Origin of the sequence: Mesorhizobium sp. B2-4-7, assembly GCF_006442685.1 — a bacterium.
Classification (GTDB): domain Bacteria; phylum Pseudomonadota; class Alphaproteobacteria; order Rhizobiales; family Rhizobiaceae; genus Mesorhizobium.
In genome coordinates this window covers 86,564-111,032 of record NZ_VFVH01000010.1, presented here as the reverse complement: position 1 = coordinate 111,032, position 24,469 = coordinate 86,564, and the positions used below count along the sequence as shown (strand labels likewise).

Annotated in this window: 24 protein-coding genes and 1 tRNA gene; 15 read left to right on the top strand and 10 right to left on the bottom strand. The window is 62.4% G+C overall.

Annotation, left to right across the window (positions count from 1 at the left end; translation table 11 throughout):
* Positions 1-4 precede the first annotated feature (4 nt).
* Positions 5-934: a glutaminase gene (locus tag FJ946_RS23780; protein WP_140517635.1), complete on the top strand. Its 930-nt coding sequence runs from the start codon at positions 5-7 to the stop codon at positions 932-934.
* A gap of 93 nt (positions 935-1,027) precedes the next feature.
* Here the strand turns inward: FJ946_RS23780 and FJ946_RS23775 are convergent, their stop codons facing one another.
* Entirely contained in the window at positions 1,028-3,976 is a 2,949-nt protein-coding gene (locus FJ946_RS23775; protein ID WP_140564622.1) for a ribonuclease E/G, read from the bottom strand.
* A 650-nt stretch (positions 3,977-4,626) separates the two neighbouring features.
* On the opposite strand from FJ946_RS23775, the gene FJ946_RS23770 reads away from it, so the two are divergent.
* From FJ946_RS23770 to FJ946_RS23740, 7 genes are all read left to right on the top strand, one after another.
* On the top strand, positions 4,627-5,877 hold the full coding sequence (locus tag FJ946_RS23770; protein ID WP_140493640.1) for an N-acetylmuramoyl-L-alanine amidase: 1,251 nt from the start codon (positions 4,627-4,629) through the stop codon (positions 5,875-5,877).
* Positions 5,878-6,090: 213 nt separating this feature from the next.
* Positions 6,091-8,547 carry a penicillin-binding protein 1A gene (locus FJ946_RS23765; protein WP_140493638.1) on the top strand — a complete coding sequence of 819 codons (2,457 nt, stop codon included), beginning with the start codon at positions 6,091-6,093 and terminating at the stop codon, positions 8,545-8,547.
* Between the two features lie 124 nt (positions 8,548-8,671).
* Positions 8,672-9,803 (top strand): peptide chain release factor 2 gene (gene prfB, locus FJ946_RS23760; RefSeq protein WP_140493636.1). Its coding sequence is split into 2 segments (ribosomal slippage): positions 8,672-8,737 and positions 8,739-9,803, totalling 1,131 coding nucleotides; the frame shifts between segments, so codons are not numbered across the junction.
* Between the two features lie 37 nt (positions 9,804-9,840).
* On the top strand, positions 9,841-10,260 hold the full coding sequence (locus tag FJ946_RS23755; protein ID WP_140564620.1) for a GFA family protein: 420 nt from the start codon (positions 9,841-9,843) through the stop codon (positions 10,258-10,260).
* A gap of 308 nt (positions 10,261-10,568) precedes the next feature.
* The gene (locus tag FJ946_RS23750) at positions 10,569-10,940 is read left to right on the top strand and encodes a hypothetical protein (RefSeq protein WP_140493631.1); all 372 of its coding nucleotides are present in this window, start codon (positions 10,569-10,571) and stop codon (positions 10,938-10,940) included.
* Positions 10,941-11,066: 126 nt separating this feature from the next.
* Complete coding sequence (locus FJ946_RS23745; RefSeq protein ID WP_140564618.1) at positions 11,067-11,435, top strand: GFA family protein; 369 nt, start codon at positions 11,067-11,069, stop codon at positions 11,433-11,435.
* Between the two features lie 152 nt (positions 11,436-11,587).
* Positions 11,588-12,238, top strand: coding sequence for an OmpA family protein (locus FJ946_RS23740; RefSeq protein WP_140493627.1), 651 nt, complete (start codon positions 11,588-11,590; stop codon positions 12,236-12,238).
* Between the two features lie 102 nt (positions 12,239-12,340).
* Here FJ946_RS23740 and FJ946_RS23735 read toward each other — a convergent pair whose 3' ends face one another.
* Positions 12,341-12,895 carry an HXXEE domain-containing protein gene (locus tag FJ946_RS23735; protein ID WP_140564617.1) on the bottom strand — a complete coding sequence of 185 codons (555 nt, stop codon included), beginning with the start codon at positions 12,893-12,895 and terminating at the stop codon, positions 12,341-12,343.
* Positions 12,896-13,265: 370 nt separating this feature from the next.
* Between FJ946_RS23735 and FJ946_RS23730 the strand changes: the two genes are divergently transcribed.
* Positions 13,266-13,871: a hypothetical protein gene (locus tag FJ946_RS23730; RefSeq protein ID WP_140564732.1), complete on the top strand. Its 606-nt coding sequence runs from the start codon at positions 13,266-13,268 to the stop codon at positions 13,869-13,871.
* A 71-nt stretch (positions 13,872-13,942) separates the two neighbouring features.
* Here the strand turns inward: FJ946_RS23730 and FJ946_RS23725 are convergent, their stop codons facing one another.
* Complete coding sequence (locus FJ946_RS23725) at positions 13,943-15,526, bottom strand: DEAD/DEAH box helicase (protein WP_181165113.1); 1,584 nt, start codon at positions 15,524-15,526, stop codon at positions 13,943-13,945.
* Between the two features lie 203 nt (positions 15,527-15,729).
* The gene (locus FJ946_RS23720; RefSeq protein ID WP_140493621.1) at positions 15,730-16,503 is read right to left on the bottom strand and encodes an NAD kinase; all 774 of its coding nucleotides are present in this window, start codon (positions 16,501-16,503) and stop codon (positions 15,730-15,732) included.
* 318 nt (positions 16,504-16,821) lie between these two features.
* Between FJ946_RS23720 and FJ946_RS30840 the strand changes: the two genes are divergently transcribed.
* Positions 16,822-16,986: a hypothetical protein gene (locus FJ946_RS30840; protein ID WP_181167386.1), complete on the top strand. Its 165-nt coding sequence runs from the start codon at positions 16,822-16,824 to the stop codon at positions 16,984-16,986.
* 18 nt (positions 16,987-17,004) lie between these two features.
* Here FJ946_RS30840 and FJ946_RS23715 read toward each other — a convergent pair whose 3' ends face one another.
* Genes FJ946_RS23715 through FJ946_RS23695 form a run of 5 tightly spaced genes read right to left on the bottom strand, consistent with a single transcriptional unit; the run spans position 17,005 to position 21,554 of the window.
* Positions 17,005-17,766, bottom strand: coding sequence for an MBL fold metallo-hydrolase (locus tag FJ946_RS23715; RefSeq protein WP_140564615.1), 762 nt, complete (start codon positions 17,764-17,766; stop codon positions 17,005-17,007).
* A gap of 2 nt (positions 17,767-17,768) precedes the next feature.
* A complete protein-coding gene (locus tag FJ946_RS23710; protein WP_140522146.1) occupies positions 17,769-18,833 on the bottom strand; it encodes an ABC transporter ATP-binding protein in 1,065 nt (354 codons plus the stop codon).
* A complete protein-coding gene (locus tag FJ946_RS23705) occupies positions 18,830-19,612 on the bottom strand; it encodes an ABC transporter permease (protein ID WP_140517632.1) in 783 nt (260 codons plus the stop codon). Before FJ946_RS23705 ends, FJ946_RS23710 begins: the two co-directional genes overlap by 4 nt.
* 1 nt (position 19,613) lies before the next feature.
* On the bottom strand, positions 19,614-20,453 hold the full coding sequence (locus tag FJ946_RS23700) for an ABC transporter permease (RefSeq protein ID WP_140517631.1): 840 nt from the start codon (positions 20,451-20,453) through the stop codon (positions 19,614-19,616).
* A gap of 9 nt (positions 20,454-20,462) precedes the next feature.
* Complete coding sequence (locus FJ946_RS23695) at positions 20,463-21,554, bottom strand: spermidine/putrescine ABC transporter substrate-binding protein (RefSeq protein ID WP_140558699.1); 1,092 nt, start codon at positions 21,552-21,554, stop codon at positions 20,463-20,465.
* 91 nt (positions 21,555-21,645) lie between these two features.
* Here FJ946_RS23695 and FJ946_RS23690 point away from each other — a divergent pair, with 91 nt between their 5' ends.
* The 3 genes from FJ946_RS23690 (at position 21,646) to FJ946_RS23680 (ending at position 23,452) form a co-directional block, all read left to right on the top strand.
* Positions 21,646-22,260: a TetR/AcrR family transcriptional regulator gene (locus FJ946_RS23690; protein WP_140564614.1), complete on the top strand. Its 615-nt coding sequence runs from the start codon at positions 21,646-21,648 to the stop codon at positions 22,258-22,260.
* A gap of 223 nt (positions 22,261-22,483) precedes the next feature.
* A complete protein-coding gene (locus FJ946_RS30835; protein WP_181167570.1) occupies positions 22,484-22,831 on the top strand; it encodes a hypothetical protein in 348 nt (115 codons plus the stop codon).
* Positions 22,832-22,882: 51 nt separating this feature from the next.
* Entirely contained in the window at positions 22,883-23,452 is a 570-nt protein-coding gene (locus FJ946_RS23680) for a DUF2569 family protein (RefSeq protein WP_140517627.1), read from the top strand.
* Between the two features lie 105 nt (positions 23,453-23,557).
* On the opposite strand, the gene FJ946_RS23675 is transcribed toward FJ946_RS23680, so the two are convergent.
* Positions 23,558-23,633, bottom strand: a tRNA-Thr gene (locus FJ946_RS23675).
* A 158-nt stretch (positions 23,634-23,791) separates the two neighbouring features.
* On the opposite strand from FJ946_RS23675, the gene FJ946_RS23670 reads away from it, so the two are divergent.
* On the top strand, positions 23,792-23,962 hold the full coding sequence (locus tag FJ946_RS23670) for a hypothetical protein (RefSeq protein WP_140564612.1): 171 nt from the start codon (positions 23,792-23,794) through the stop codon (positions 23,960-23,962).
* Positions 23,963-24,143: 181 nt separating this feature from the next.
* Entirely contained in the window at positions 24,144-24,350 is a 207-nt protein-coding gene (locus tag FJ946_RS23665; RefSeq protein ID WP_140564611.1) for a hypothetical protein, read from the top strand.
* Positions 24,351-24,469 lie beyond the last annotated feature (119 nt).

The window sequence follows — 24,469 nt, the reverse complement described above, 5'->3', positions numbered from 1 at the left end:
ATCCATGCCGGAACTCGAGCAGGCCCTGGCCGAAGTCGCGGTCGAAATGGCCGAACGCACCGATCGCGGCGAGGTCGCCACCTATATCCCGCAACTCGGCAAGGTTGATCCCAAGAAATTCGGCATCGCAGCCGTCACCAATGACGGCCGTGTGCTGATGGCGGGCGACGCCGACCAGCCCTTTTCGATCCAGAGCATCTCGAAAGTGTTCACCTTGACGCTGGCGCTGGGCAATGTCGGCGACGCGCTGTGGAAGCGGGTAGGGCGCGAGCCTTCGGGCAATCCGTTCAACTCGATCGTGCAGCTCGAGCATGAGAACGGCATTCCGCGCAATCCCTTCATCAATGCCGGCGCCATTGTCATCTCCGACATCCTGCTTGCCGGCCACCAGCCGCGCGAGGCGATCGGCGAGATCCTGCGCTTCATCCAGTTCCTCGCCGACGACGAGACCATCATCATCGACCGCGAGGTGGCAGCGTCGGAGCGCGCCACCGGCTATCGCAACTTCGCGCTCGCCAACTACATGAAATCCTTCGGGAATCTTCATCATGCGCCGGAGCTGGCGCTCGGCGTCTATTTCCACCATTGCGCCATCGCCATGAGCTGCCGGCAGCTGGCGATGGCCGGCCGGTTCCTCGCCAATGGCGGCAAAAATCCGGCGACCGGACATTCCGTGGTGTCGGTCGAGCGGGCACGCCGCATCGGCGCCATGATGCTGACCTGCGGCCACTATGACGGCTCCGGTGATTTTGCCTTCCGCGTCGGCATTCCGGGCAAGAGCGGCGTCGGCGGCGGCATATTGGGCATCGTGCCCGGCGTCGCCTCGCTCGCCGTCTGGTCGCCCGGCCTCAACGCCAACGGCAATTCCAAGCTGGGCTCGATCGCCCTGGAAAAGCTTGCCAGGATGATGAACTGGTCGATCTTCGCGCCGTAACGTTCCGGCAAACCGGATATGAAAATCCCGCGCCGTCTTTCGACCGGCGCGGGATTTTTTTTATTCAGGAAGTCAGTTCAAAGGGCTGAAATCTCAGAAGAAACCTTTCCGCTGCCACCAGCCGGCGCGCTTCGGCTTCTCTTCGGTCTTGGTTTCCGGCTCTTCGGCGACGGTCGAGGAAACCACCGGCACGATCGGCGCATCGATGGCCGCCGGCTTGCGTCGTGACGGACGGGCCTTCGGTGTTTCCTCGGCGGTCGCTGCCGCCGCCTCGTCCGATGCCGTGGCTGGCGTCTCGGCGGGTGCCGGAACGGCCAGTTCAGCGATCGGCTCCTCGGCGACAGCCTCGGCGGCTGCCTTCTTCGGCTTGGCTGCGCGCCGCGGCTTCTTGGGCTTCTCGGCGGTCGTCGCCTCGTCGCTCACTGGAGCCACCGGCTCTTCCGCAGCCACGACGGTTACCGGCTCGATCGCAGGCTCGCTTTCGGAAGCATCGACCCCGGAAGGTTCGGTCGCTTCATCGGCGCTTGCCTCGGCCTCGCCTTCGCCGTCCTCGCGCCGGTTGCGTTTGCCGCCGCGCTTGCCGCGGCGACGCTTCTTGCCCTGGCCCTCGTCGGATGCTTCCGCCGTTTCGGCAGTTCCGGCCGCGGGGACCGGAGCCTCGTCGCCGGCTTCCGCCTCGTCACGGCTCACCGGGCTTTCCGATGTGGACAACTCGTCGGCCTGCGCCGACACGGAAGCACCGTCGGTGTGGCCATGTTCTCGATCGCGATCCTTGCCGCCGCGGCGTCTGCGACGCTTGCGGCGCTTGCGGTCGCGGCCTTCGCCCTCTTCGCCGGGCCTCTGCTGGTGCTGACCTTGCTGCGGCTGACGCGGCTGTTCGGCCTGGGCCGGTGCTTCGTCTTCCTCCTCGACGATGGTCTCATCCTCGGGCTCTTCCGGTTCGACATAGGCCGGCAGGGTGCGTGCCTCGACGAAGCCTTCAGGCTTTTCGGCCAGCGCGCCGCGGAAGATCGCATAATGCTGCGAACCGACCGTGTCGTCGGCCTCGAGCGTGATGGTCAGGCCGAAGCGGCTTTCCAGTTCCACCAGCGTGCCGCGCTTGTGGTTGAGCACATAGAGCGCGGTCGCCGCGGGCGTGCGAACCGTGATGTGGCTGCGCGAATCCTTGAGCAGGAACTCCTCGATCGCCCTGACCACCATCAGCGCGACAGACGAATCGGAGCGCACATGGCCGGTGCCGCCGCAATGCGGGCAAGGCTTCATGGTCGATTCCAGCACGCTGGCGCGGATGCGCTGGCGCGACATCTCCATCAGGCCGAAATGCGAGATGCGGCCGACCTGGATGCGCGCGCGGTCGTTCTTGAGATGATCCTTCAACCGCTTCTCGACGGCACGGTTGTTGCGGTTCTCCTCCATGTCGATGAAGTCGATGACGATCAGGCCGGCAAGGTCGCGCAGCCTGAGCTGGCGGGCGACTTCCTCCGCCGCTTCCAGATTGGTGTGGAGCGCGGTGTCCTCGATCGAGTGCTCCTTGGTCGAGCGGCCCGAATTGACGTCGATGGCGACCAGCGCCTCGGTCTGGTTGATGATGATGTAGCCGCCGCTCTTCAGCGTCACTTGCGGCTGCAGCATGCGGTCAAGCTGCGCCTCGATGCCATTGCGCACGAAGATCGGCGTCGTATCGCGGAACGGCTGAACCACCTTCGCGTGGCTCGGCATCAGCATGCGCATGAAGTCCTTGGCCTCGCGGTAGCCCTCTTCGCCGGAGACGAGGATCTCGTCGATGTCCTTGTTATAGAGGTCGCGCACCGAACGCTTGATCAGGCTGCCTTCCTCGTAGACGAGGGCAGGGGCCGTGGACTGGAGCGTGAGATTGCGCACGTTCTCCCAAAGCCGCATCAGATATTCGTAATCGCGCTTGATCTCGGCCTTGGTGCGGCTCTCGCCTGCGGTGCGCAGGATGACGCCCATGCCTTGCGGCACTTCGAGATCGGCGACCACTTCCTTGAGGCGCTTGCGGTCCACAGCACTGGTGATCTTGCGCGAAATTCCGCCGCCGCGCGCCGTGTTCGGCATCAGCACGGAATAGCGGCCGGCAAGCGACAGATAGGTGGTGAGCGCTGCGCCCTTGTTGCCGCGCTCTTCCTTGACAACCTGCACCAGCAGGATCTGGCGGCGCTTGATCACTTCCTGGATCTTGTACTGGCGGCGCATCGGCTTACGGCGGTTGCGCGCTTCCTCCAGGGCATCCTCGGCGCCGACCGATTCGACCTCGTGATCGTCCGGATGCGAAGACTGAACCTCTTCCAGCATGCCGCGATCATCGTCGCTGGATTCACTGCCCTGTTCCGTCAGCGGGACGGGTTCGGAAATCACATCGGCGTCGACGGAGGCGGCGATCGACGTCGGGCCGCCCTCGCGGGTCTCGCCTTCGTCCTGCCCAGAAGATTCGTCGCCCTGCTCGGGGGAGGCTTCGCCACGATTGGATGCATCCGCGGCCTGTTCCGGGATATCGGCCGCATGTTCGATGGTTTCCGAACCGTGGGAAGTGTTCTCCGAGACGGCGTCATTGCCATTGTCGGCGTCGCCTGCCTCGCCGGCCGTTTCGGTTGCCTCGTCGGCATCGGCCCTGCTCGCATCGCGCTTGTGTTCTGCGCGGTCGCGGCCCTTGCCGCCGCGCCGGCGCCCGCGCCGGCCGCGATCGCGGCTCTGGCGGTCGTCGCCTTCGCCGTCCTCATCGTCCTCGTCCTCGGCTTCCTGCGCTTCGGCGCGCAGCAGCGCCTGACGGTCGGCGACGGGGATCTGGTAGTAGTCGGGGTGTATTTCACTGAAGGCGAGGAAACCGTGACGGTTGCCGCCATATTCGACAAAGGCTGCCTGAAGGGAGGGTTCGACGCGCGTTACGCGGGCGAGATAGATGTTTCCTTTGAGCTGCTTCTTGTCCTGTGATTCAAAGTCGAATTCTTCGATACGATTACCGCGTACGACGACAACGCGTGTTTCCTCCGGGTGGGAGGCGTCTATCAGCATTTTGTTGGGCATTATTTCGTTTCCCCCCGGCAGCCGTCAGCCGCAGCTTGCGGCGCAAGGGCCGCTGCTGTGTGTCTGGATGAATGTGGGTGCCGGATGTCTGAATGTCCGCCGGACGGTGCCTGCGCGCCATGGCGGTGCCGCCCGCAGCCATATTGGCGCGGTTTGATGCGGACCTTTCCATGATTGCGCTTGAAGCCATCGTCACCAGCAGAACCTTTTGAACCAAAGCCCGGAAACCGGACCAGCTTGTTTGCTCATACAGAGCCGGCGCGGGACAAACCCGGCCGTTTTCCTCACGCAGGCGATTCCCCCGCCACGGGCGCACACCTGCGAAATTCGTCGCGATCACCTGAACCCTTCTCGCATGGAGCGAAAGGAGCCGCCTTTCGTCTCACCTGTAGCGGGAAGCTGCGGAGGAGGGCGGTTCCAGGATTGCAGTGATCCACTATCGCTTTTATGATTTGGCGGGTTGGAAGGCAACCCCGATTTCCGACGCCGGCAAAAGCGGTTCCGCCACGTAAGCACGGGTCCGGGCCTCGCGTGAAAAGGCTTGGTTAACCTTCTCTGGATACCAATCGTTAATCGAGTTCGCGGCCTAACCGGCACTTCGACTACATGACCGGGCGCCTTGGCGCCAAACCGGGAGCGACTGCAAAGAGATGGGACTGGCAGGCTTCACAGACAAGGGCAGTCGTGCCGGCGGCCGTTTGCTCGCGATCTTCTGCCTCCTGCTGTCGATGACCATCTCGTTGGTCGCCAACGCCGCCGATGCCCCGCTCACGGCAACCGGTTACAAGATGGCGGGCGATGCCACCAAGATGCGCATCGTCATGGATTTCGACCGCGAGCCCGACGTCAAATGGTTCCTTTTGCGCGGGCCCAATCGTCTGGTCATCGATCTGGCGAATACGAAGTTAGCCATCGATGCCAAGGATTTGAAGCCTCGCGGGCTGGTCAAGGGCGTGCGCCTGGGTGAGTTGGAGGCAGGCGTGTCGCGGCTGGTTCTCACCGGGAAGGGGCCGTTCGCGGTCGACAAGCTCGATGTTCTCAAGAACGAGGACGGCGCGGGCTACCGCATCGCCATCGACATGTCGGCGGCCTCCGAACGCGAGTTCGACACTGCCCTTGCCAATCAGGCGCTGACCACCGGTTCCACGGTTTCGACCGACAAGGGCGGGCGGGTCGGCACCGGGCCGGTCTCCAATCCGGGCCATCGCTTCACCGTCGTCATCGATCCGGGCCATGGCGGCGTCGATGGCGGTGCCGAGGGCCTGAACGGCACCGTCGAAAAGAACGTCACGCTGGCTTTCGCCACGGAACTGCGCGACAAGCTCGCCGCCGTCGGCAGATACGATGTCTTCATGACGCGCGACACCGACGAATATTTGCGGCTGGACGACCGCGTGCGCATCGCTCGCCAGCATGAGGCCGACCTGCTCATCTCCATTCATGCCGACACCATCAGCCTCAAGGGCATCCGTGGCGCGACCGTCTATACCGTTTCCGACAAGGCTTCGGATCCGGAAGCGCAGGCGCTTGCCGACCGTGAAAATCTCTCGGACCAGTTCGCCGGCATGGTGATCAAGGACGACAACAAGGAAGTCACCGATATCCTGATCGACCTGATCCGCCGCGAGACCCACACCTTTTCGATGAGTTTCGCCCACACGCTGGTCGGCCAGTTGTCGACCAGCGTCGGCCTCATCAACAATCCGCAGCGTTCCGCGGGATTCAAGGTGCTGAAAGCGCCTGACGTCCCCTCCGTGCTGGTCGAACTAGGCTATCTCTCGAATGCCAAGGACGAGGCGCAACTGCTCGACGCCGACTGGCGCGGCAAGGCGGCGCAAAGCATCACCAACGCCGTCGCGCTGTTCGCTTCCGCGCGTGCCGGAACGGGAACCGGGGGCTGAAATGCCTGACGACGCCTGCAACCACAGGCAGCGTTGCGCGGCGACAACACCCGACGCTTTTATTTCCGACTCACGGCCGCGAAATCCGGCCTTGCCGTATTTTGCCCACATGGTAGCGACATGGGTTTTCGATTACGGGTTGGGACCGGCTCGAATGCTTGCGCGGAAGGCGGCTTCGTTTAGGAAATTCCCGAACCAAGGACTGGAGCGGGCATGATTCGTCTCATTGGCTATTTCTTCGGTATTGGCACGACGCTGGCCCTGCTGGTCGCGGCGGGGGTTGCCATCTATATCGGGCATTTGTCCAAGGATCTGCCCGACTATGAGGTGCTGGCCAAGTACGAGCCGCCGGTGACCACCCGAATCCATGCCTCGGACGGCGCGCTGATGGCCGAGTACGCGCGCGAACGGCGCCTGTATTTGCCGATCCAGGCCATCCCCGACCGCGTCAAGGCGGCCTTCCTGTCGGCCGAGGACAAGAATTTCTACAACCACCCCGGCATTGACGTGACCGGCCTGGGCCGCGCTATCATCGTCAACCTGCAGAATTTCGGCTCGGGCAGGCGTCAGGTTGGCGCCTCGACGATCACCCAGCAGGTGGCGAAGAATTTTCTGCTGACCTCGGACCAGACCTACGAGCGCAAGATCAAGGAAATGATCCTCGCCTTCCGCATCGAGCAGGCCTATTCCAAGGACCGCATTCTCGAACTCTACCTCAACGAAATCTTCTTCGGTTTCGGCGCCTATGGCGTGGCGGGTGCCGCGCTCACTTATTTCGACAAGTCGGTGAACGAGCTGACCGTGGCCGAGGCCGCCTATCTGGCCTCGCTGCCCAAGGGGCCGAACAATTATCACCCCTTCAAGCATGCCGACCGCGCGCTTGAGCGCCGCAACTGGGTCATCGACCAGATGGTCGAGAACGGCTACGTTACGCGCGAGGAAGGCGACAAGGCCAAGGCGGAGCCCCTCGGCGTCACACCGCGCCGCAACGGCACCTATCTGTTCGCCGGCGAATACTTCACCGAGGAGGTGCGCCGCCAGATCATCGCCCGCTACGGCGAGAACGCGCTCTATGAAGGCGGCCTGTCCGTCCGCACCACGCTCGACCCGAAGATCCAGCTCATCGCCCGCAAGGCGATGCAGAACGGCTTGATCAAATACGACACGCTGCGCGGCTACCGCGGGCCGCTAAAGACGATCGACGTGTCCGGCGACTGGGGTGTGCCGCTGGGCAATGTGAAGGGACTGGAAGACGTTCCCGAATGGAAGCTCGCAGTCGTGCTCGACAGTTCGGCATCCGGCCTGTCGATTGGCTTGCAGCCGGCACGCCAGGCGTCGGGCGACATCGTCAAGGAGCGCGTCGAAGGCACCGTCAGCAAGGAAGACATGGGCTTTGCCATGCGCCATGTGGTCGGCGGCAAGACGGTCAGGGCCAAGTCGCCGGCCGATGTGCTCAAGCCGGGCGACGTCGTCTTCGTCCAGAAGAACGAAGGCTCCGACGACGCCTACAGCCTGCGCCAGGTCCCCGAAGTGGAAGGCGGCCTGATCGCCATGGATCCACACACCGGCCGCGTGCTGGCCATGGTCGGCGGCTTCTCCTACGCGCAGTCGGAGTTCAACCGCGCCACCCAGGCCATGCGCCAGCCCGGCTCTTCGTTCAAGCCGATCGTCTATTCCGCGGCGCTCGACAATGGCTATACGCCGGCATCGGTGATCATGGACGGGCCGATCACCATCCAGAGCGGCAACACGACCTGGACGCCGAAGAACTACGACGGCACGGTCGCCGGTCCGGCAACCCTGCGCTCCGGCATCGAAAAGTCGCGCAACCTGATGACTGTGCGCCTCGCCAACGACATGGGCATGAAGCTGGTCGTCGAATATGCCGAGCGCTTCGGCGTCTATGACCATCTGGCGCCGTATTTGCCGATGGCGCTGGGTTCCGGCGAGACGACGGTGATGCGCATGGTCTCGGCCTATTCGATCATGGCCAATGGCGGCAAATCGATCAAGCCGACATTGATCGACCGCATCCAGGACCGCTACGGCAAGACCGTCTTCAAGCAGGACGAACGCGGCTGCGAAGGCTGCAACGCGGCCGAATGGCAGAACCAGCCGGAACCGGAGCTTGTCGATAATTCCGAACAGGTTCTCGATCCGATGACCGCGTACCAGATCACCTCGATGATGGAAGGCGTCGTCCAGCGCGGCACCGGCGCCACCATCGCCGAGCTCGGACGCCACATCGCCGGCAAGACTGGCACCACCAACGACGAAAAGGACGCCTGGTTCATCGGCTACACGCCGAACCTCGTCGTCGGCCTCTATATGGGCTACGACACGCCGCGCGGCCTTGGCCATGGCGCCACCGGCGGCGGCCTCGCCGCTCCTATCTTCAAGGATTTCATGCGCGTGGCGCTGGATGGCACGCCCAATGTCGACTTCAAGGTTCCCGAAGGCATGAATCTGGTCGCCATCAACCGCAAGACCGGCATGCGGGCCAATTCGGGCGATCCCGGCACCATCATCGAGGCCTTCAAGCCGGGCACAGGCCCAGCCGACAGCTATTGGGTGATCGGCATGGGCGCCGACGGCTCCAATGCCTCCGGCGGCGCGCTGTCGCCTCAGGCCAACCAGGCCATCCAGTCGGGCGGCGGCGGCCTCTACTGACGGGTATGCATGCAGGATTGGGCCGGCCCTGGGCCGGTCCAATTTGCTTTACAGGCGGCGGCGCCGTCCCTATGTATCGCGCCGACCAGGCGTCACTTTCAGCAACAGGATAAAACACCAGGCCATGCGCGCGGAAACGCAGAATATTGTCGACGAGATCAGGCAGGCGATTACCCTGCTGAGGAGGCATCTTTGACTGGGATCAGGCCATAAAGCGGCTTGAATATCTCAACGTCCGCGCCGAGGACGCCAGCCTCTGGAACGAACCGCTGGAAGCGCAGAAGCTGATGCGCGAGCGCCAGGGCCTCGAGGAAGGCATCGCGGCGGTGAGGGGCCTGACCCAGGCGCTGGAAGACAATATCGGCCTGATCGAACTCGGCGAGGAGGAGGGCGACGAGAGCGTCGTTGCCGAGGCAGAGGCCGCGATCCGCTCGATGCAAGGCGAGGCGAAGGCCCGCCAGGTCGAGACGCTGCTGTCGGGCGAAGCCGACGCCAACGACACCTATCTCGAAATCCACGCAGGCGCCGGCGGCACCGAAAGCCAGGATTGGGCCTCGATGTTGCTGCGCATGTACACGCGCTGGGCCGAGCGCCGCCGCTTCAAGGTAGAGGTGCTGGAAGTGCATGACGGCGAAGAAGCCGGCATCAAGTCCGCGACGCTGCTGATCAAGGGCCACAATGCCTATGGCTGGCTGAAGACGGAGTCCGGCGTCCACCGGCTGGTGCGCATTTCACCTTATGACAGCAACGCGCGCCGGCACACATCCTTCGCCAGCGTCTGGGTCTATCCCGTCATCGACGATACGATCGAGATCGACGTTTCCGAATCCGACGTGCGCATCGACACCTATCGTTCGTCCGGTTCAGGCGGCCAGCACGTCAACACCACCGATTCGGCGGTGCGCATTACCCATCTCGCAACCGGCATCGCGGTCGCCTGCCAGGCCGAACGCTCGCAGCACAAAAATCGGGCAAAGGCCTGGGAGATGCTGCGCTCGCGGCTTTACGAGGAAGAGCTGAAGAAGCGCGAAGCCGTCGCCAACGCCACCGAAGCATCGAAGAGCGACATTGGATGGGGTCACCAGATCCGCTCCTACGTGCTGCAGCCCTATCAGCTGGTGAAGGATCTGCGCACAGGTGTCGAAAGCACCAGCCCGTCGAGCGTGCTCGATGGCGACCTCGATGACTTCATGGAAGCCTCGCTGTCGCAACGCATCGAGGGTGGTGCTGGGGAAGCGGTGGCGGACCTGGATTAGGGCCGGCGCCTACAGTGCCACACATTTGGATTGGATGATGGCTCGCAAGCTTGTTGGAAAGTGCTTCTGCGGCGCGGTGCACTATGCGGTCGCTGACGAGTTCCTGTACGCGGCGAATTGCCATTGCTCGAACTGCCGGCGCACGACAGGTTCGGCTTTCAAGCCCTTCGCGGGCATCGAACGCGCCAAGTTTGTCCTGACCAAGGGCCACGACATGTTGCTGGTCTTCGGCGACGACAACGGCCATGACGCGCACTGCAAGCCGTGCGGTTCGCTGCTCTATTCGGTCGTGCGCCAGGGCGCCTTCGTCCATGTCGCGATGGGAACGCTCGTCGACGACCCGAGCATCCGCCCGACCGAGCATATCTTCGTCGGTTCCAAGGCGCCGTGGTACACGATCAGCGACGGCCTGCCGCAGTATGACGAACACGTGATCACAGGACCTGCTGGCGAATAGGCCGGAACTTCTCTCGCTGAATCTCGTTATCTGCGATCCCGTCTGCTGGGCATGGTTGTGCCTGCCTATCCAATCGAGAGACGGCGCCTGTTTTCTGTTGCCGATGCGCGGCATTCAGCCTGCGACATCGGCATGCAGTGGTTTCTTGCGCCGACTCACAAATCGGCCCACCATCCATGGTCGAGGGGAGACAAAAGCATCTATGGCCGGGCGCGGCAGAAATGCCTGCTGACGATCCGGCCGCTGGGAAGACACGTTTCAGGAACGGGCAAGCGAAACGCTTGATGCTCGTCGAAAGGAGCGCTTCCATGTCTGCTGCCCCATCAAAATCGGCTCGGGCCGCGGTGGGCCGACTCATGCTCTGCCTGCTTGCAATCGCAGCGATTGCGTTGCCGATGGCGCCTGCCTTCGCCCACGACGCCAAGCCTACAGCGGCGAAGCCGCTGGGTTGGAGCTATCCATTCGCATGCTGCGCTAACTACGATTGCCGCACGGCCCATACTGGCGAGGTTTTGGAAAAACCCGAGGGTTATGTGATCGCCGGCACGGGGGAAGTTGTCCCGATGACCGACAAGCGTGTGAAGGACAGCCCGGACGGCGAATTCCACTGGTGCGCGCATCAAGCGGGTCTAGACGCCGGTAAGACGATCTGCCTGTTCGTGCCGCCGCGCTCCTACTAAGCCCGGGAGGCGCAGCGGCGACCGGCCCGGACCGCGATGTGCGGGGGCCTGCTGACGGACGGTTGCCAGGACCGCTCCTTTGTGTTGCGTTGCCTGCGGGCGGCGGACAAGGGAGAGGTGACGTCCATGATCATCAAGGGAAGCTGCCACTGCAAGGCGACGATATTCGAGGTTTCGCAAGCACCGCAGACGCTGACGCAGTGCACTTGTTCGTTCTGCTCGAAACGCGGCTCGCTTTGGGCCTACTACACTCCTGCGCAGTTCAAGCTGCTCACGCCGCAGAAGAATGTTTCCTTCTATCAGTGGGGATCGAAGACCGTTAAGCACGGTTTTTGCGACACCTGCGGCTGCGGGACCTTCACCGAAACACCGGACTGGTCGAGCGGAGAGCCGGATTTCGACAATCCCAAGATCAGCGTCAACTCGCGGTTGTTCGACGATTTCGATCTGGACAAGGTCGAAGTGGTGGCCATCGACGGCCGGAATCTCTGGTAGATTCCTGGACGCCCAATCGGGAAATCGTGCCCCGGGGAAAAGCCGTTGCCGGTGTTTTTCCCGTTCCGCTTTTCGCCGCATTTCATGGTACAAGTCGCGCGAAGGGCTGATTTGGCGCCACCGCAAGGCGTGACTTGGAGAGGGACAATCCTATGAAGAAGACCGTGCTCGTCGTCGTGGCGACGGCTGTGCTGGTGAGCGCCTGCACCACCACCGATCCGTATACCGGCGACCAGAAAATTTCCAACACGGCGGCCGGTGCCGGCCTCGGCGCCCTGGCCGGCGCCAGCCTTGGCCTGCTTGCGGGCGGCAATGATCGTCGCAACGCGCTGATCGGCGCCGGCATCGGGGCGCTGGCCGGCGGCGCCATCGGCGCCACCATGGACCAGAACGAAGCCGAACTGCGCCGGCAGTTGGAGGGCACAGGCGTCAGCGTCACCCGCTCCGGCGACCAGATCATCCTCAATATGCCGTCCGATATCACCTTCAACGTCGATCAGGATGCGGTGAAGCCCGGCTTTTACCAAGTGCTGAATTCGGTCGCGCTGGTGCTGAAGAAGTTCAAGCAGACCACGGTCGACGTGTTCGGCCATACCGATTCGACCGGCGGCGACCAGCATAATTTCGATCTGTCGCAGCGCCGCGCGCTGGCGGTCGCCAACTACCTGGCTGGCCAGGGCGTCGATTCGCGCCGCTTCGCCGTCACGGGATTCGGCAAGACCCGTCCGGTAGCGTCCAATGCCACCGCCGAGGGTCGCGCTCAAAACCGTCGCGTCGAGATCCAGCTTTCGCCGCTCACCTGAGCAGCATCGATCAGAATGCAAAAACGGCCTCGCAAGGGGCCGTTTTTGTTTGCAAAATGCGACCGACGGCCAGGCCTGCGGCCCCCGGGTTCTTCCATGATGTTACGGTGAGGTCGGCTTATCGACCGTCGCTCGTTGGGTCAGGCGCTGCCGCCGGACGACATGGGCAACGATCAGTCCATGAATGAGCAGCCCGACCGTAAGTCCAAGGATATGGAAGCCCGTTCCCGAACCGGAAAGCGTCAGGATCGACCAGATGGATGCGGGTACGAACAAGACAATTGCGGTGATGAGCCCGGGGTTGTAGCTGCGCATCCTGATGGCCTGCGCGACGTGAACCAAAGCGTTGATCAAGGTGGTGTAGGCGGCGATCAGCCCTATCCCGGCATTGACCGTGACAGCGAGGGTGAAAACCAGGGAATAGATGCCCCATACACCCGGTACGTTGATCACAAAGACATCGAAGCGGGTAAGCAGCGGCGCCCCGCCGCCGAGCATCTTGTTGACGAAAAGCCGGAACCGGTCCTCGGCATGCTCCTCGTATTGGTGGAGCATGTAAATCGGAATCAAGGAAGACGGCGAGCTCGGCTGTCTCCAATCGAGCGGCCAGCCCGATCGCCACCACGCACAGGGTGAGGCCGGCGAGCACGCCACCATAGACCCAATCTTCCACCAGACGCTTCATCACGCCATCTTCGGCGAGGCCGTGCGTCCTTGCAACACACCACGATATCAGACCTTGGCGACCATGCGTATGAAGGCCGGTGTGTCGTAGCCGAAGCCAACGGTGGCGTCGCTTGGCGATGACGGCAACAGCTTCACCGGCCGCGACCGGCCGCGCTCAGATTGAGATTGGCGTGCCAGAGAATTAGCCAGTCCTAAATAAGCGCTTTCCCGCAGCCATGGAAAGGAATAGCATCGTCGCTGTTCCGGAGGGGATGAGGCGGTACACTTGGCCGCGCAATAAGCATTTTCTTTTTCAGCCTCGGTCTTGCACGGCCAGATCAAAAAAATCTGGGAGGAATGCATGACAAGAACAGCCAGCCTCGGGCGCTGCGGCGTCTTCGCTTTAACAGGTCTTGTAAGCGCATGGTTGGGCGTCGCGGCGGCTCGAGCCGAGGATGCCAACAAAGCTGACATCGAGGCCTTGAAAAAGTCGCTCGCCAAATATGAGGACTACACCGCCGCCGTCCGCGACCTTTATCTGTCGACGGTCGGCTGCGTCTACTATAGCGGAGAAAAGATATCCGGAGCGATGTACTACCCGAAAGGCGCCATGGGCATCCATTTCGTCAACGTCCCAAGTGTCGGCCAAAAACTCGACCCGATGCGCCCCAATGTGCTGATCTACGAGCCGACGAAAAACGGTCTGCGCCTGGTCGGGGCGGAATGGCTGGTGCCGCTGACGCCGGACCTCAAAGAGCCGCCGAAGCTGTTTGGCCAAACCTTCATGGGTCCGATGGAGGGACACTATCCGCTCATCCCGAGGGAGTTCGTCCACTACGATCTTCACGCCTGGCTGGGTGATAATCCGAACGGCATGTTCAGTCCGACGAACCCGAACGTGAAATGCAACAAGGCCGAGTTTCCGATGTTGGAGAAACCGACCAAGATGATGCCTGGGCCGATGTAACGGCCAGCCCAGCCAGGAGCTTGCCGGGAGGGCAAGCCGGATGGCCGTCTTGTCTTGGAACCACTCGTCGGTCAGCCCTTGGCGACGATGCGCATGAAGGCGGGCATGTCGTCGCCGAAGCCAACGGTGGCGTCGTTTTCGTCTTCTCGGTTGCGGGCAGGGCGACGGTCATCGCGCTGGGGCCTGGTGTCGCCACGTTCCGGTGCACGTCGCTCGCTGCGCGCCGCGGAGCTCTTGCGCTCGGAATTTTCCGAGCGGATAGCGTCCTTGCGCGTGCGCCGCTCACCAGTGTCGGCGACCGTTTCCTCGGCCGCGACCGGCTGTTCCTCGCGCACGGTTTCCGGTGCCGCGTCTTCGCCATGCTTGGCCTGGCGTCCGCCTCTCTTGCGCTCGCCCCTGTCCTTGCGGTCGTCGTCCTTGCGGCCGGCACGACGCGGTGCACCGCGGCCACGGCGCGGAGCTTCGTCCTCGCCTTCGCTGGCCACCACCGTCGACAGGTCACCGTCATGCCACTCGATCTTGGTGCCGATCAGCCGTTCGATGGCGTCGATATACTTGGTGTCGGACTTGGTCGCGATGGTGAAGGATTTTCCGGAGCGCCCGGCGCGGCCGGTACGGCCGATTCGGTGGACGTAATCCTCGGCATGGATCGGGACGTCATAGTTGAAGACGTGGCTGACATCGGGAATGTCGAGGCCGCGCGCGGCCACGTCGGAGGCGACCAGATACCGCAGCTTGCCGTCGCGGAAATTGGCCAGCATCTGCATGCGCGCGCGCTGGTCCATGTCGCCATGCAGCGCGCCGGCGTCGAAGTCATATTTCAGCAGCGAGCGGAACAGCTCCGACACCTCGATCTTGCGGTTGCAGAAGATGATGGCGTTCTTCAGTTCTGCATCCTCGGCCTTGATCAGGTTGCGCAGCGTCTCGCGCTTGTCCCAGGGTTTGGAACCGGACTTCACCAACCGCTGGATGATGTTGGTCGCGGCGGAGGCGGCCTTGGAGACCTCGACACGCACCGGCGCGTGCAGGAATTTTTCGGTGAGCTTGGTGATCTCGGGCGGCATCGTCGCCGAGAAGAACAGCGTCTGCCGGGTGAAGGGGATCATCTCACAGATACGCTCGATATCGGGAATGAAGCCCATGTCGAGCATGCGATCGGCTTCGTCGATGACGAGGATCTCGACGCCGTTGAGCAAGAGCTTGCCGCGCTCGCGGTGGTCGAGCATGCGGCCGGGCGTCGCGATGAGCACGTCGGCGCCACGCTCCAGTTTCTTGTCCTGTTCGTCGAACGACACGCCGCCGATCAGCAGTGCGATGTTGAGCTTGTGGTTCTTGCCGTATTTGATGAAGTTTTCCTCGACCTGCGCCGCAAGCTCGCGGGTCGGCTCCAGGATCAGCGTGCGGGGCATGCGGGCGCGGGCGCGGCCCTTTTCCAGTCGTGTCAGCATCGGCAGCACGAAGGAGGCCGTCTTGCCGGTACCGGTCTGTGCTATGCCAAGCACATCCTTGCCCAGAAGCGCGTGCGGAATGGCGCCGGCCTGGATCGGCGTCGGCTTGAGGTAGCCGGCGTCGGTGACTGCGGAAAGGACCTTCGGCGATAGGCCGAGGTCCGCGAAAGTCAACGCTTCTTGAGCGGTCTGGGTGTCTGAGGACAAGTTCTGGCTGTCTTTGGCTGTTCGGGGAAGCGCAACGGCATCCGTCGCGGCAGGCGCCGCGCGCCCGCAAGATCATCACTGCAACTAGGCGCAAGCCCGCGATTTGTCAACACAAACGGCCGGCAATGGCTCGATTGTGAAGTCGTAACCTTAATTACTATGTCTGATCCGGCCGCTTATCCGCGCGCCGGCTCAATATCGGCTCAATAACGGAACTGTTCCGCCAGTATGCGTTCGTTCCAGGAGTGATTGGGATCGAACAGCAAAGTTGCGGTCGCCGTCGCAGATTCCCTCACCGTCACGGAAGCTACGGCCTTGACCTCCGTATGGTCGGCGGCGGCGTTCACCGGCCGCTTTTCCGCCTCTAGTATATCGAAGCGCACGGTTGCCTTGTTGGAAAGCAAAGCGCCGCGCCAGCGGCGCGGGCGAAACGGGCTGACGGGGGTAAGCGCCAGCAGCGGCGCGTCGAGCGGCAGGATGGGCCCATGCGCCGAAAGATTGTAGGCGGTGGAGCCAGCCGGCGTGGCGATCATCACGCCGTCGCAATTCAGTTCCTCGAGCCGTACCTGGTCATCTATGGTGATGCGGATCTTGGCCGTCTGATAGGACTGGCGCCATAACGCCACTTCGTTGATGGCCAGCGCCGAGACGGTTTCGCCATCCGAGGTAACGGCCTGCATCTCCAGCGGACGGATCGTTTCGGCGACCGCGGCCGCGATGCGCTCGGCGAGACCTCCGGAACGATATTCGTTCATCAGGAAGCCGATGGTGCCACGGTTCATGCCGTAGACCTTTTTGCCGGTTCCCATTGTATCGCGCAAAGTTTGCAGCAGGAAACCGTCGCCGCCCAGGGCCACGACGACATCGGCTTCCGCGACCGAATGCTGGCCATAGCGCGCCGACAGGCTTTCCAGCGCCGCTTTGGCGTCAGGCGTGCCGGACGAGACGAAGGCGATGCTGTTGGCGGCTTTGCTCATGGCTCCCCGACGGTGACCGGTTGGCGGCTGGGCCGGGGTAGCATGGGCGGGCCTGTGTGCAAAGAGAGCCCGCAGACGTGCGGTTCGAACCGGCAGTCGCGAATCATATCAGGGAACGAGCCAATGTGATGGTTAAGGCCGGGCTTAAACTCTCGTAAAGCCGCATCGATCATGTTAGCCGGCATGGTGGCGTGGGGGCGCCCACAGCGATTTTATGCCTTTCAGGATACGAAAGACGCTGTGGCACTTTTGATCGTGCGTGAATCCTTCGAGAGTCGAGCCCGATTCCGGGGACACGCGCCAGCCGGGACCAACATATTGCTGGTAACACGCCTGATCATCATCTCCGTCGTGCTGGGAAGCTTCGCGCTTGTCTTCGCCGAACTGGTGCGCCGCTCGGAAGAAACAAGCCTCAGGCCCTTGCCCACGGCCTCGCGCTGCGGCGATGCTGCCGGAATGCCTTGTCCGCAAAGGGCGCTGTAGGTCAAAACAAGCTGACTGCTAGGAGCGTGGTTGCAGATGGCAGCCGGCCTGGCGTTTCTGTGCCAGATACTCGTCGATCAGCTGGCGATAGCGCACCTTGCCGAAACTCGGGAAATGGCCGCCATGCACGACCGAGACGTCGAGGCCGCGCATGGCAAACATCGTCCCCAAATAATCACCGATATCGGAATGGTAGACGTCGTCGATCAGCGGGCCGTCATAGATGATGTCGCCGGAAAGCAGGATGCCGGTCTTCTTCTCGTACAGCGCGATGCCGCCTGGCGAATGGCCGGGCGTGTGGATCACCTCGAAGGCGCGATCGCCGAGGTCGACGATGTCGCCATGTTCGAGCAGGCGGTCCGCCGGGGCGGGCATGATGCGATAGCGCGCCGTGTCCCAACCTTCCGGCTGGCGATCGAACATCTCTTCATTGGCGTAGCGGTCAGCCACCGTCCATTTGTTGCGCGGATCGGCGAGGATTTCAGCCTCGGCCGCATGCACGCAACGTTCGGGAAATTCATGGTGGCAGCCTATATGATCGAAATGCGTGTGGCTGGCGACGCAGGTGAGCTTGCGCTCGCTGACCAGCGGCACATGGCGCCTGAGGCTGAAATGGCCAAGCCCGGTATCGAACAGCAGGTCGCGGTCGCGGCCGCGCACATGCCACATATTGCAGCGGAAGAACGGTTTGATCCATGGCTCGTGGATCAGCGTGACACCGTCGCCCATGCCGATGGTTTCGTACCAGTCAGGTGCGTCGACGACCGCAAGCATGCCCATGTTCAATCCGTCAGCAGGATGATCTTGTCTGTATCGCAGGAAACCGAGACCGTGTCGCCCGGCTGCACGACGGACGTCGCGGGCAGTTTGGCGATGAATTGCAGCGTGGCGTCTTCAGCGGAGACCGCGAGCACGCGCTTGAAGCTGCCCTGGAAAACGACATCGCTGACCTGCGCCTTGCCCAGCTTTGTGGCGCCTGAGGTCGCGCCCAGGGCAAGGTGCTCCGGCCGGATGGCCAAGGCAACCGCCGATCCCACCGGCAACGCTCCGGACGCCGAGACCGGCCCGACCTGTGTCGCGACAGTGCTTGTCCTGTCCATCATCTCCGCCACCGTTCCGCGAAGAATGGTGCTCTCGCCCATGAAAGTCGCCGAAAAGCGTGTCTTTGGGCGCGCATAGACGCGTTCGGGCGGCCCTTCGTCCTCGATGCGGCCGTCACTCATCACCACGCAGTGGTCGGCCAGCGCCATCGCTTCTTCCTGGTCGTGGGTGACATGGATGAAGGCGGTGCCGACGCGCTTTTGGATCGCTTTCAATTCGTCCTGCATCTGCCGGCGCAGTTTGAGGTCGAGCGCGCCGAGCGGCTCGTCGAGCAGCAGCACGGCGGGCTCGATCACCAGTGCGCGCGCCAGCGCTACGCGCTGCCGCTGGCCGCCGGAGAGCTGGTGCGGCTTCTTGTCGAAGGCGGCATCCAGCCCGACCAGCGCCAGCGTCTCACGCGCCCGCGCGGCGCGTGTCGCGCCATCGACGCCTTGCATGCGCAGGCCAAAACCGACATTGCCGCCGACGCTCATATGCGGAAACAGCGCATAATCCTGGAACACCGTCGTTGTCGGGCGCTTTGCCGGCGGAACGGCGGTGCAGTCCTCGCCTCGGATGAACACCTTGCCTTCGCTCGGTGTGACGAAGCCGCCCAAAATCGACAAAAGCGTCGTCTTGCCGGAGCCCGACGGTCCGAGCAGGATGGTGTAGCTACCGGGCTCTATCCGCAGCGATACGTCTTTCAGCACCGCCAGCTGGCCGAAACGGTGCGAGACCCCGCGGATGTCGACCAGGGGCGCGCTCATGCCGGCTTCCTCCGCAGCAATGTCAATTCGAACAGCACCACCAGCACGATGGAAACGGCGAACACCAGCGAGCCGACTGCGTTGGTCTTGGGGTTGAGGCCAGAGCGCAGCAGATTCCAGATTTCGACCGGCAGCGTGGTTTCGAAGCGTGTCAGCAGGAAGGAGATCACGAATTCGTCCCAGGAAAAGGTCATCGACAGGAAGAAGCCGGCGAAGATGGCCGGCGCCATGACAGGCACAGTAATCAAGAGCAGCACTTTCCATTCCGGCGCGCCGAGATCGCGCGCGGCGCGCTCGATGTTGATCTGGTGGTCGCCCATCTGGCTGTAGACGATGGCGAAGCAGAGCGGCAGGTTGATCACGACATGGCCGATGCCGGCGGCCATCAGCGATTTCGGCACGCCGGCCCAGTTGAACAGCACCAGCAGCCCCATGCCGATGATGAGATAGCTGACGGTAAGCGGTAGCGTGATCAACCCTCGCAGCAGGGCCGAACCCGGCAGCACGAAGCGCGCGAACGCCCAGGCGCTGAGGAAGCCGAGCGTGACGGCCGCGAGCGACGAAAGGACGGCCACCAGCAGCGAGTTCACCAGCGCCGAGGTCAGCCGCGTATCGGACAGGACGGCCTGGTACCAGCGCAGCGACGGGCCGGTGAAGGGCGGGATGGGGAAGGAGGTTGCCTGCAGCGAGAACAGCACGAGCACGATCACCGGCAGGAAAATGAAGGCATAGATGGCGATCGCGTAGAGACAGGAAGCGGTTCGGACGATCAGGCGCATCTCAGGCCCGCTCGATCTTCAGCCAGCGGGCGCAGGCGAGATAGGCGATGGTCACGACCGCCATCAGGATAATCGACAGGGCGGAGGCCAGCGGAAAATCGCCGCGCCGGCCGATCTGCATCATCACCAGCTGCGGCATGACCAGCTCGTTGTTGCCGCCGAGGATCTGCGGCGTGATGTAGTCGCCGATGCACAGCACGAAGGTCAGGAAGGCGCCGACCATGATGCCGGGCAAGGTCAGCGGCAGGATGACATGCAGGAAGGTGCGCACCGGCCCGGCGCCGAGATCAGCGGCGGCCTTGCGGTAGCTCGGACTGAGCTGCTTCAAATTGGCGAAGATCGTCAGCGTCAAAAGCATGACGAAGAAATGCACGAAGCCGGTCACGGTGGCGAAGCGCGTATTGGCGAGCTGCAGCGGTTCGCTGGTCAAGCCGATGCCGGTCAGCGTCCGGTTGATGACGCCGTTCTGCGCCAGCACCAGAAGCCAGGAATAGGAGCGCACGACATAGGACGTCCAGAACGGCAGCACGGCCAGCATCAGCGCCAGCCGCTGCCAGCGTTCCGGCACCTGTTCGGCCAGGATCCAGGCGAAAGGATAGGCGAGCAGCACCGAGACCACGGTGACGATCGCCGTCACCTCCAGCGAATTCACCATCGCTTGCCAATAGGCAGGATTGGTGAAGAACTGGCTGTAATTGGCTGATGTGAAGCCGCCGCCCTCATGCGACGTCAGGCTGGAAAGCCCCATGGCGATGAAAGGCAACACGAAGAACAGCAAGGTCCAGCCGAGCGCCGGCGTAACCAGCGCCCAGGGCAGGGCCTTGTTCGCGGTGCTGCTCACGACGGCCGTCTACTGCGCCTGCAGCATCTCGGTCCACATGTCCTGCATCTTCTTGTCGAGATCGGCATTCGGCGCCGGATAGGCCTGGGCGCGGGCAAGGAATTCGGGCTGCTCGTCGAAGCGCAGGATCTTCTTCTGGTCGTCGGTGAGTGCCGCCTTGCTGTTCGCCGGCATGCCCCAATAGCAGGACGAGGTGGCAAGCCGCGCCTGGCCTTCCGGGCTCATGATGTATTGGATGAATTTCAGCGCCACGTCCTTGTTCTTGGAGTCCTTGAACATGGCCAGCGACTGCGACCACAGCACCGCTCCCTCCTTGGGGATCGAGAAGTCCAGCGCCGGGTTCTCCTTGGCCAGGCCCGCCGTCACCCATTCGCCGCCGCCGACCAGAATATCGACTTCACCGGTGGCGAGCGCTGTCTGGCTGGCGGTCACCTCGCCGACCAGCTTGGCGTTGGCCTTCATCTTGAGCAGTTCGGCCTTGAGGGCGGGAAGATCGGCCTCGGTGAGTTCAGCCGTTTTCTTGCCGATGGCGAGTGCCGCCATGCCGATGACCGGCAGGTAATAATCGTAGATGGCGACCTTGCCCTTGTACTTGTCGCTTGTCAGCGACGCCAAGGATTGCATGTCGGCCGGGTCGACCTTGGTCTTGTTGAAGCCGATCGTGTTGTAGCCGAACTTTTCGGTGATGCCGTAGCGCTTGCCGCCGACCACGGTAGAGTTGTCCATCTTCACCTGCGGAAAGAGGTCGCCCAACGGCAGCTTGTCCTCCGGCAGCGGCTCGAACAGGCCTTTTTCCACGCCGCGCGGCACGTCGATGCTGTCGATCACCATCACGTCCCAGTCGCCGGGTTGCGACTGTTCGACGATGGCGAGCCCCGCGCCGGTGCCCTCGAATTCCTTGACGTTGACCTTGACGTTGTTGGCCTCTTCGAAGGGCTGCAGCAGCGCCGGGTCGGCATGATCGCACCAGATCAGGGCGTTGAGATCGGCGGCCTGGCTGGCGCCGGCTGCTGAGAGCACCAGCGCCGTGGCGCCGCAAGCGGCGCCCAGATGTCTCTTCAGGATTGAAAGCGGATTGTTGGCTGCGGATCGTGCGGACATCGAGTGTTCTCCCTTGCCTTTGTGGCTTCTTGCAAAAAGTTGAACCAATTCTAAAATTGAGTCAATTCTGTTTTTGTGGCAGACAGCCGGTATGAATGGATTGAGGGCAAGGCAAAAGGCCGACCGGCACCGCCGCATCATCGAGGCGGCGGCCGAGCTTTTCCGCGAGGCCGGCTATGAAGGCGCCAAGATCGAGGTGATCGCGGCCCAGGCCGAAGTGTCGATCGGGACGATTTACAATTACTACCAGAATAAGGGCGACATCCTCGGCGCCATCGTCTCCATGGAGGTCAACGAGGTGCTGAATGCCGGGCGAGGCGTGGTCGACAGCCCACCGGCCAATGTCGGCGATGCGCTGGACACGCTGATCGGCATCTATATCGAGCACTCCTTGCACTATCTCAGCAAGGAGATGTGGCGCCAGGCGATGGCGATCTCGACGCAACTGCCCGACAGCCCGTTCGGCCAAGCCTACACGGCGCTCGACCGCGCTCTGACGCAACAGATCCGTGCCCTGATCGCAAGGCTGCAGGAGATCGGCCTGGTGCGGCGCGACATCGACGGGCAGGCGGTGGGTGAGCTGGTCTTCAACAACATGAACATGATGTTCATCGAGTTCGTGAAGCGCGACGAGGCAAGGATAGCGGAACTGCGCGCGGCGATCCGACGGCAGAACCGGATCCTGGTGGCGGCGATCGGGGTGTGAGGATGGAAGCGACCGCGGCATGAAACCAGCTTCCGCTGCCAGTGTGACTGACGATGAGTGCCAACGGCGGCGCCCGTCTACACCGCCGGGCCCCGCGCACGGTATGGCCTAGCGGCTTGACGTTGGGGGGGATTGACAGCGTAGCCGGTGGACCTAGCGATCCCTTCGAAGCATCGACTGAAGGGAAAGCAGACGCGCGGCCGCAGTGGCGCAGGTAAAATCAGTGATCGGTCGGATCGATCTTTGTCAGGCGCTCTCGCGCTTCGGTCACGCGCCGCTGCGCGGACCTTATCCTGCTGCAGAGCGCGAGATTGATGCCGACGCCACAGTCTCCGTCCAGCATTTCTTCCGCTCGTTTGAGGGCGAGTTCCGCTCGGCCAATTCGCTGCCTGGCTCTGGCCAGTTCTATGTCCAAGAGTTCGATCATTGTTCCGCTACAGAGTTTGCGGTCCCTTCGATCGTTAACCGTCTCCGGCCGGGTTTGGTTCCGGGTTGGGGCTCGAGACTCAGGACAGCAGGAGAAAGTCGCCGCTTCGGCACCGACCTCATTGCACGCGAAGTCGCCTCTTGAGTTGAATTTGAAATCTGATACAACTTATAGGAGTGCGAAGGGGAGAGGTTAATGGGGACGTTTTCAATCTGGCATTGGGCGATCGTACTGCTGATCATCGGCGTGCCTGTTTTCTTTGCGGTTCGCTCAGCCGTGAAGCCGTCACAGGGCCCGGCGGCTCTTGTAGGATTCGGTGGCTGGCTTATGCTGCTTGCGATCGGTCAGGTTTTGTCGCCGCTGCGCACGCTCGCCGACTTGGCCAATTCGGTCGAGGGTTACCGGCAACTCTTGCCCCTGCCAAATGGGCTGCTTGCGGTGTATAGCGAGGTTGCCCTCAATCTGGCATTTCTGGCGCTTCAACTGGTTGTGCTCATTTCGATGCTGCGGCGAAGCCGACGCTTTCCACAATTGTTTCTGTTTCAGTGGATTGCGATACCGGTTGTGCTCGTCCTGGACACGATCTTGATCTCATCAACTCTAGGCGTCCCGGTGAGCCAAATCTTTGCTGGAGATGCGCTGATGACACCCGTTCTGTCGTTCATCCTCACCGGAGCCTGGGTCGCCTACGTCTACAAATCCGTCAGGGTGAAGAACATGTTCTGCGGCGAAGTGGCAGCCGGCCAGGTCGCGACGGCCGCCTAGCGAGAGTCCGCTGGGTTTCGGAGGACACTTCTTCGTTTCGCGAGATCTGGTGTTCTTATAACGGGCTCTGGGTGGCCTGCCACCCGAAGCTCGAAGAGCGAAGGGTGGTGCCCCCGGCAGGAATCGAACCCGCGACCTTCGGTTTACAAAACCGCTGCTCTACCAGCTGAGCTACAAGGGCATGCGGCACCGGTTAGCCATATTTGCGGCGCCAGTAAAGACAAATGTCGGTTTTGAGGCGCTCATGAACGCTGCCGGGCAACAGACACGGCATCCTGAAAACGGCCAATTCGCTTCCTATATCTCTGGCAGGTGCAATCGCTTGGGCGAGGCTGTCGCATGATCAGATTCGTCATCATCCTGCCGATCGTCGTCATAGCCTGGATGCTGCTGGTGAAGGTCATCAGGAACCTCAAGAACGCCAATATCGACTGGACCGGCGTCACCACCATCATCGGCTTCATCGCGCTCGCCTTCTGGCTGCGCCATGTCACGGGCATGGGGTGGTGAATAGTAGTCAGTAGTCAGTAGTCAGTAGTCAGTAGTACTCACTACTCACTACTCACGATTCATCCCATCTCCGGCCTTGCCGAAAAAAATCTCCTCCACCTTTCGAACCTTTTCCCGCGCCGCGCCGACTGATGGTCAGAGGCGAATGGGTCGCCTCGATCAAAAGATCCAGGAGATCATCATGTTCCAGCGCACTCTCGTTTCAGGCCTCGTTGCCATTTTCGTCGCCACCGGCGCGCTCGCCGGCACCGTCGGCACGTCGTCGGCCCACGGCATGCACGGCCACCATCATCACCACAACCATCACAAGAAGCACTTCAAGAAGTTTTGGTGGAAGCACCACAACCATCATCACCACAAGCACGGCAAGGTGATCATCTTTCTTTGATGGAGGGACCCAATTCTCCCGAAAGGGCGGCTTCGGCCGCCCTTTTTCGTTGGGCGAAATGGGACGGTCATCAATGTCTAGCCAGGCCCTTGCAGGCCGCCGTCAGCATGACCTCCTTG

Coding starts and splice junctions, on each gene's coding strand:
- FJ946_RS23730 (WP_140564732.1), top strand. CDS start 13,266: ATGACAAGAACAGCCAGCCTCGGGCGCTGCGGCGTCTTCGCTTTAACA.
- FJ946_RS23690 (WP_140564614.1), top strand. CDS start 21,646: ATGAATGGATTGAGGGCAAGGCAAAAGGCCGACCGGCACCGCCGCATC.
- FJ946_RS23740 (WP_140493627.1), top strand. CDS start 11,588: ATGAAGAAGACCGTGCTCGTCGTCGTGGCGACGGCTGTGCTGGTGAGC.
- FJ946_RS23775 (WP_140564622.1), bottom strand. CDS start 3,976: ATGCCCAACAAAATGCTGATAGACGCCTCCCACCCGGAGGAAACACGC.
- FJ946_RS23780 (WP_140517635.1), top strand. CDS start 5: ATGCCGGAACTCGAGCAGGCCCTGGCCGAAGTCGCGGTCGAAATGGCC.
- FJ946_RS23720 (WP_140493621.1), bottom strand. CDS start 16,503: ATGAGCAAAGCCGCCAACAGCATCGCCTTCGTCTCGTCCGGCACGCCT.
- FJ946_RS23745 (WP_140564618.1), top strand. CDS start 11,067: ATGATCATCAAGGGAAGCTGCCACTGCAAGGCGACGATATTCGAGGTT.
- FJ946_RS23670 (WP_140564612.1), top strand. CDS start 23,792: ATGATCAGATTCGTCATCATCCTGCCGATCGTCGTCATAGCCTGGATG.
- FJ946_RS23755 (WP_140564620.1), top strand. CDS start 9,841: ATGGCTCGCAAGCTTGTTGGAAAGTGCTTCTGCGGCGCGGTGCACTAT.
- FJ946_RS23695 (WP_140558699.1), bottom strand. CDS start 21,554: ATGTCCGCACGATCCGCAGCCAACAATCCGCTTTCAATCCTGAAGAGA.
- FJ946_RS23680 (WP_140517627.1), top strand. CDS start 22,883: ATGGGGACGTTTTCAATCTGGCATTGGGCGATCGTACTGCTGATCATC.
- FJ946_RS23770 (WP_140493640.1), top strand. CDS start 4,627: ATGGGACTGGCAGGCTTCACAGACAAGGGCAGTCGTGCCGGCGGCCGT.
- FJ946_RS23665 (WP_140564611.1), top strand. CDS start 24,144: ATGTTCCAGCGCACTCTCGTTTCAGGCCTCGTTGCCATTTTCGTCGCC.
- FJ946_RS23715 (WP_140564615.1), bottom strand. CDS start 17,766: ATGGGCATGCTTGCGGTCGTCGACGCACCTGACTGGTACGAAACCATC.
- FJ946_RS23710 (WP_140522146.1), bottom strand. CDS start 18,833: ATGAGCGCGCCCCTGGTCGACATCCGCGGGGTCTCGCACCGTTTCGGC.
- FJ946_RS23765 (WP_140493638.1), top strand. CDS start 6,091: ATGATTCGTCTCATTGGCTATTTCTTCGGTATTGGCACGACGCTGGCC.
- FJ946_RS23735 (WP_140564617.1), bottom strand. CDS start 12,895: ATGGTGGCGTGCTCGCCGGCCTCACCCTGTGCGTGGTGGCGATCGGGC.
- FJ946_RS23750 (WP_140493631.1), top strand. CDS start 10,569: ATGTCTGCTGCCCCATCAAAATCGGCTCGGGCCGCGGTGGGCCGACTC.
- FJ946_RS23705 (WP_140517632.1), bottom strand. CDS start 19,612: ATGCGCCTGATCGTCCGAACCGCTTCCTGTCTCTACGCGATCGCCATC.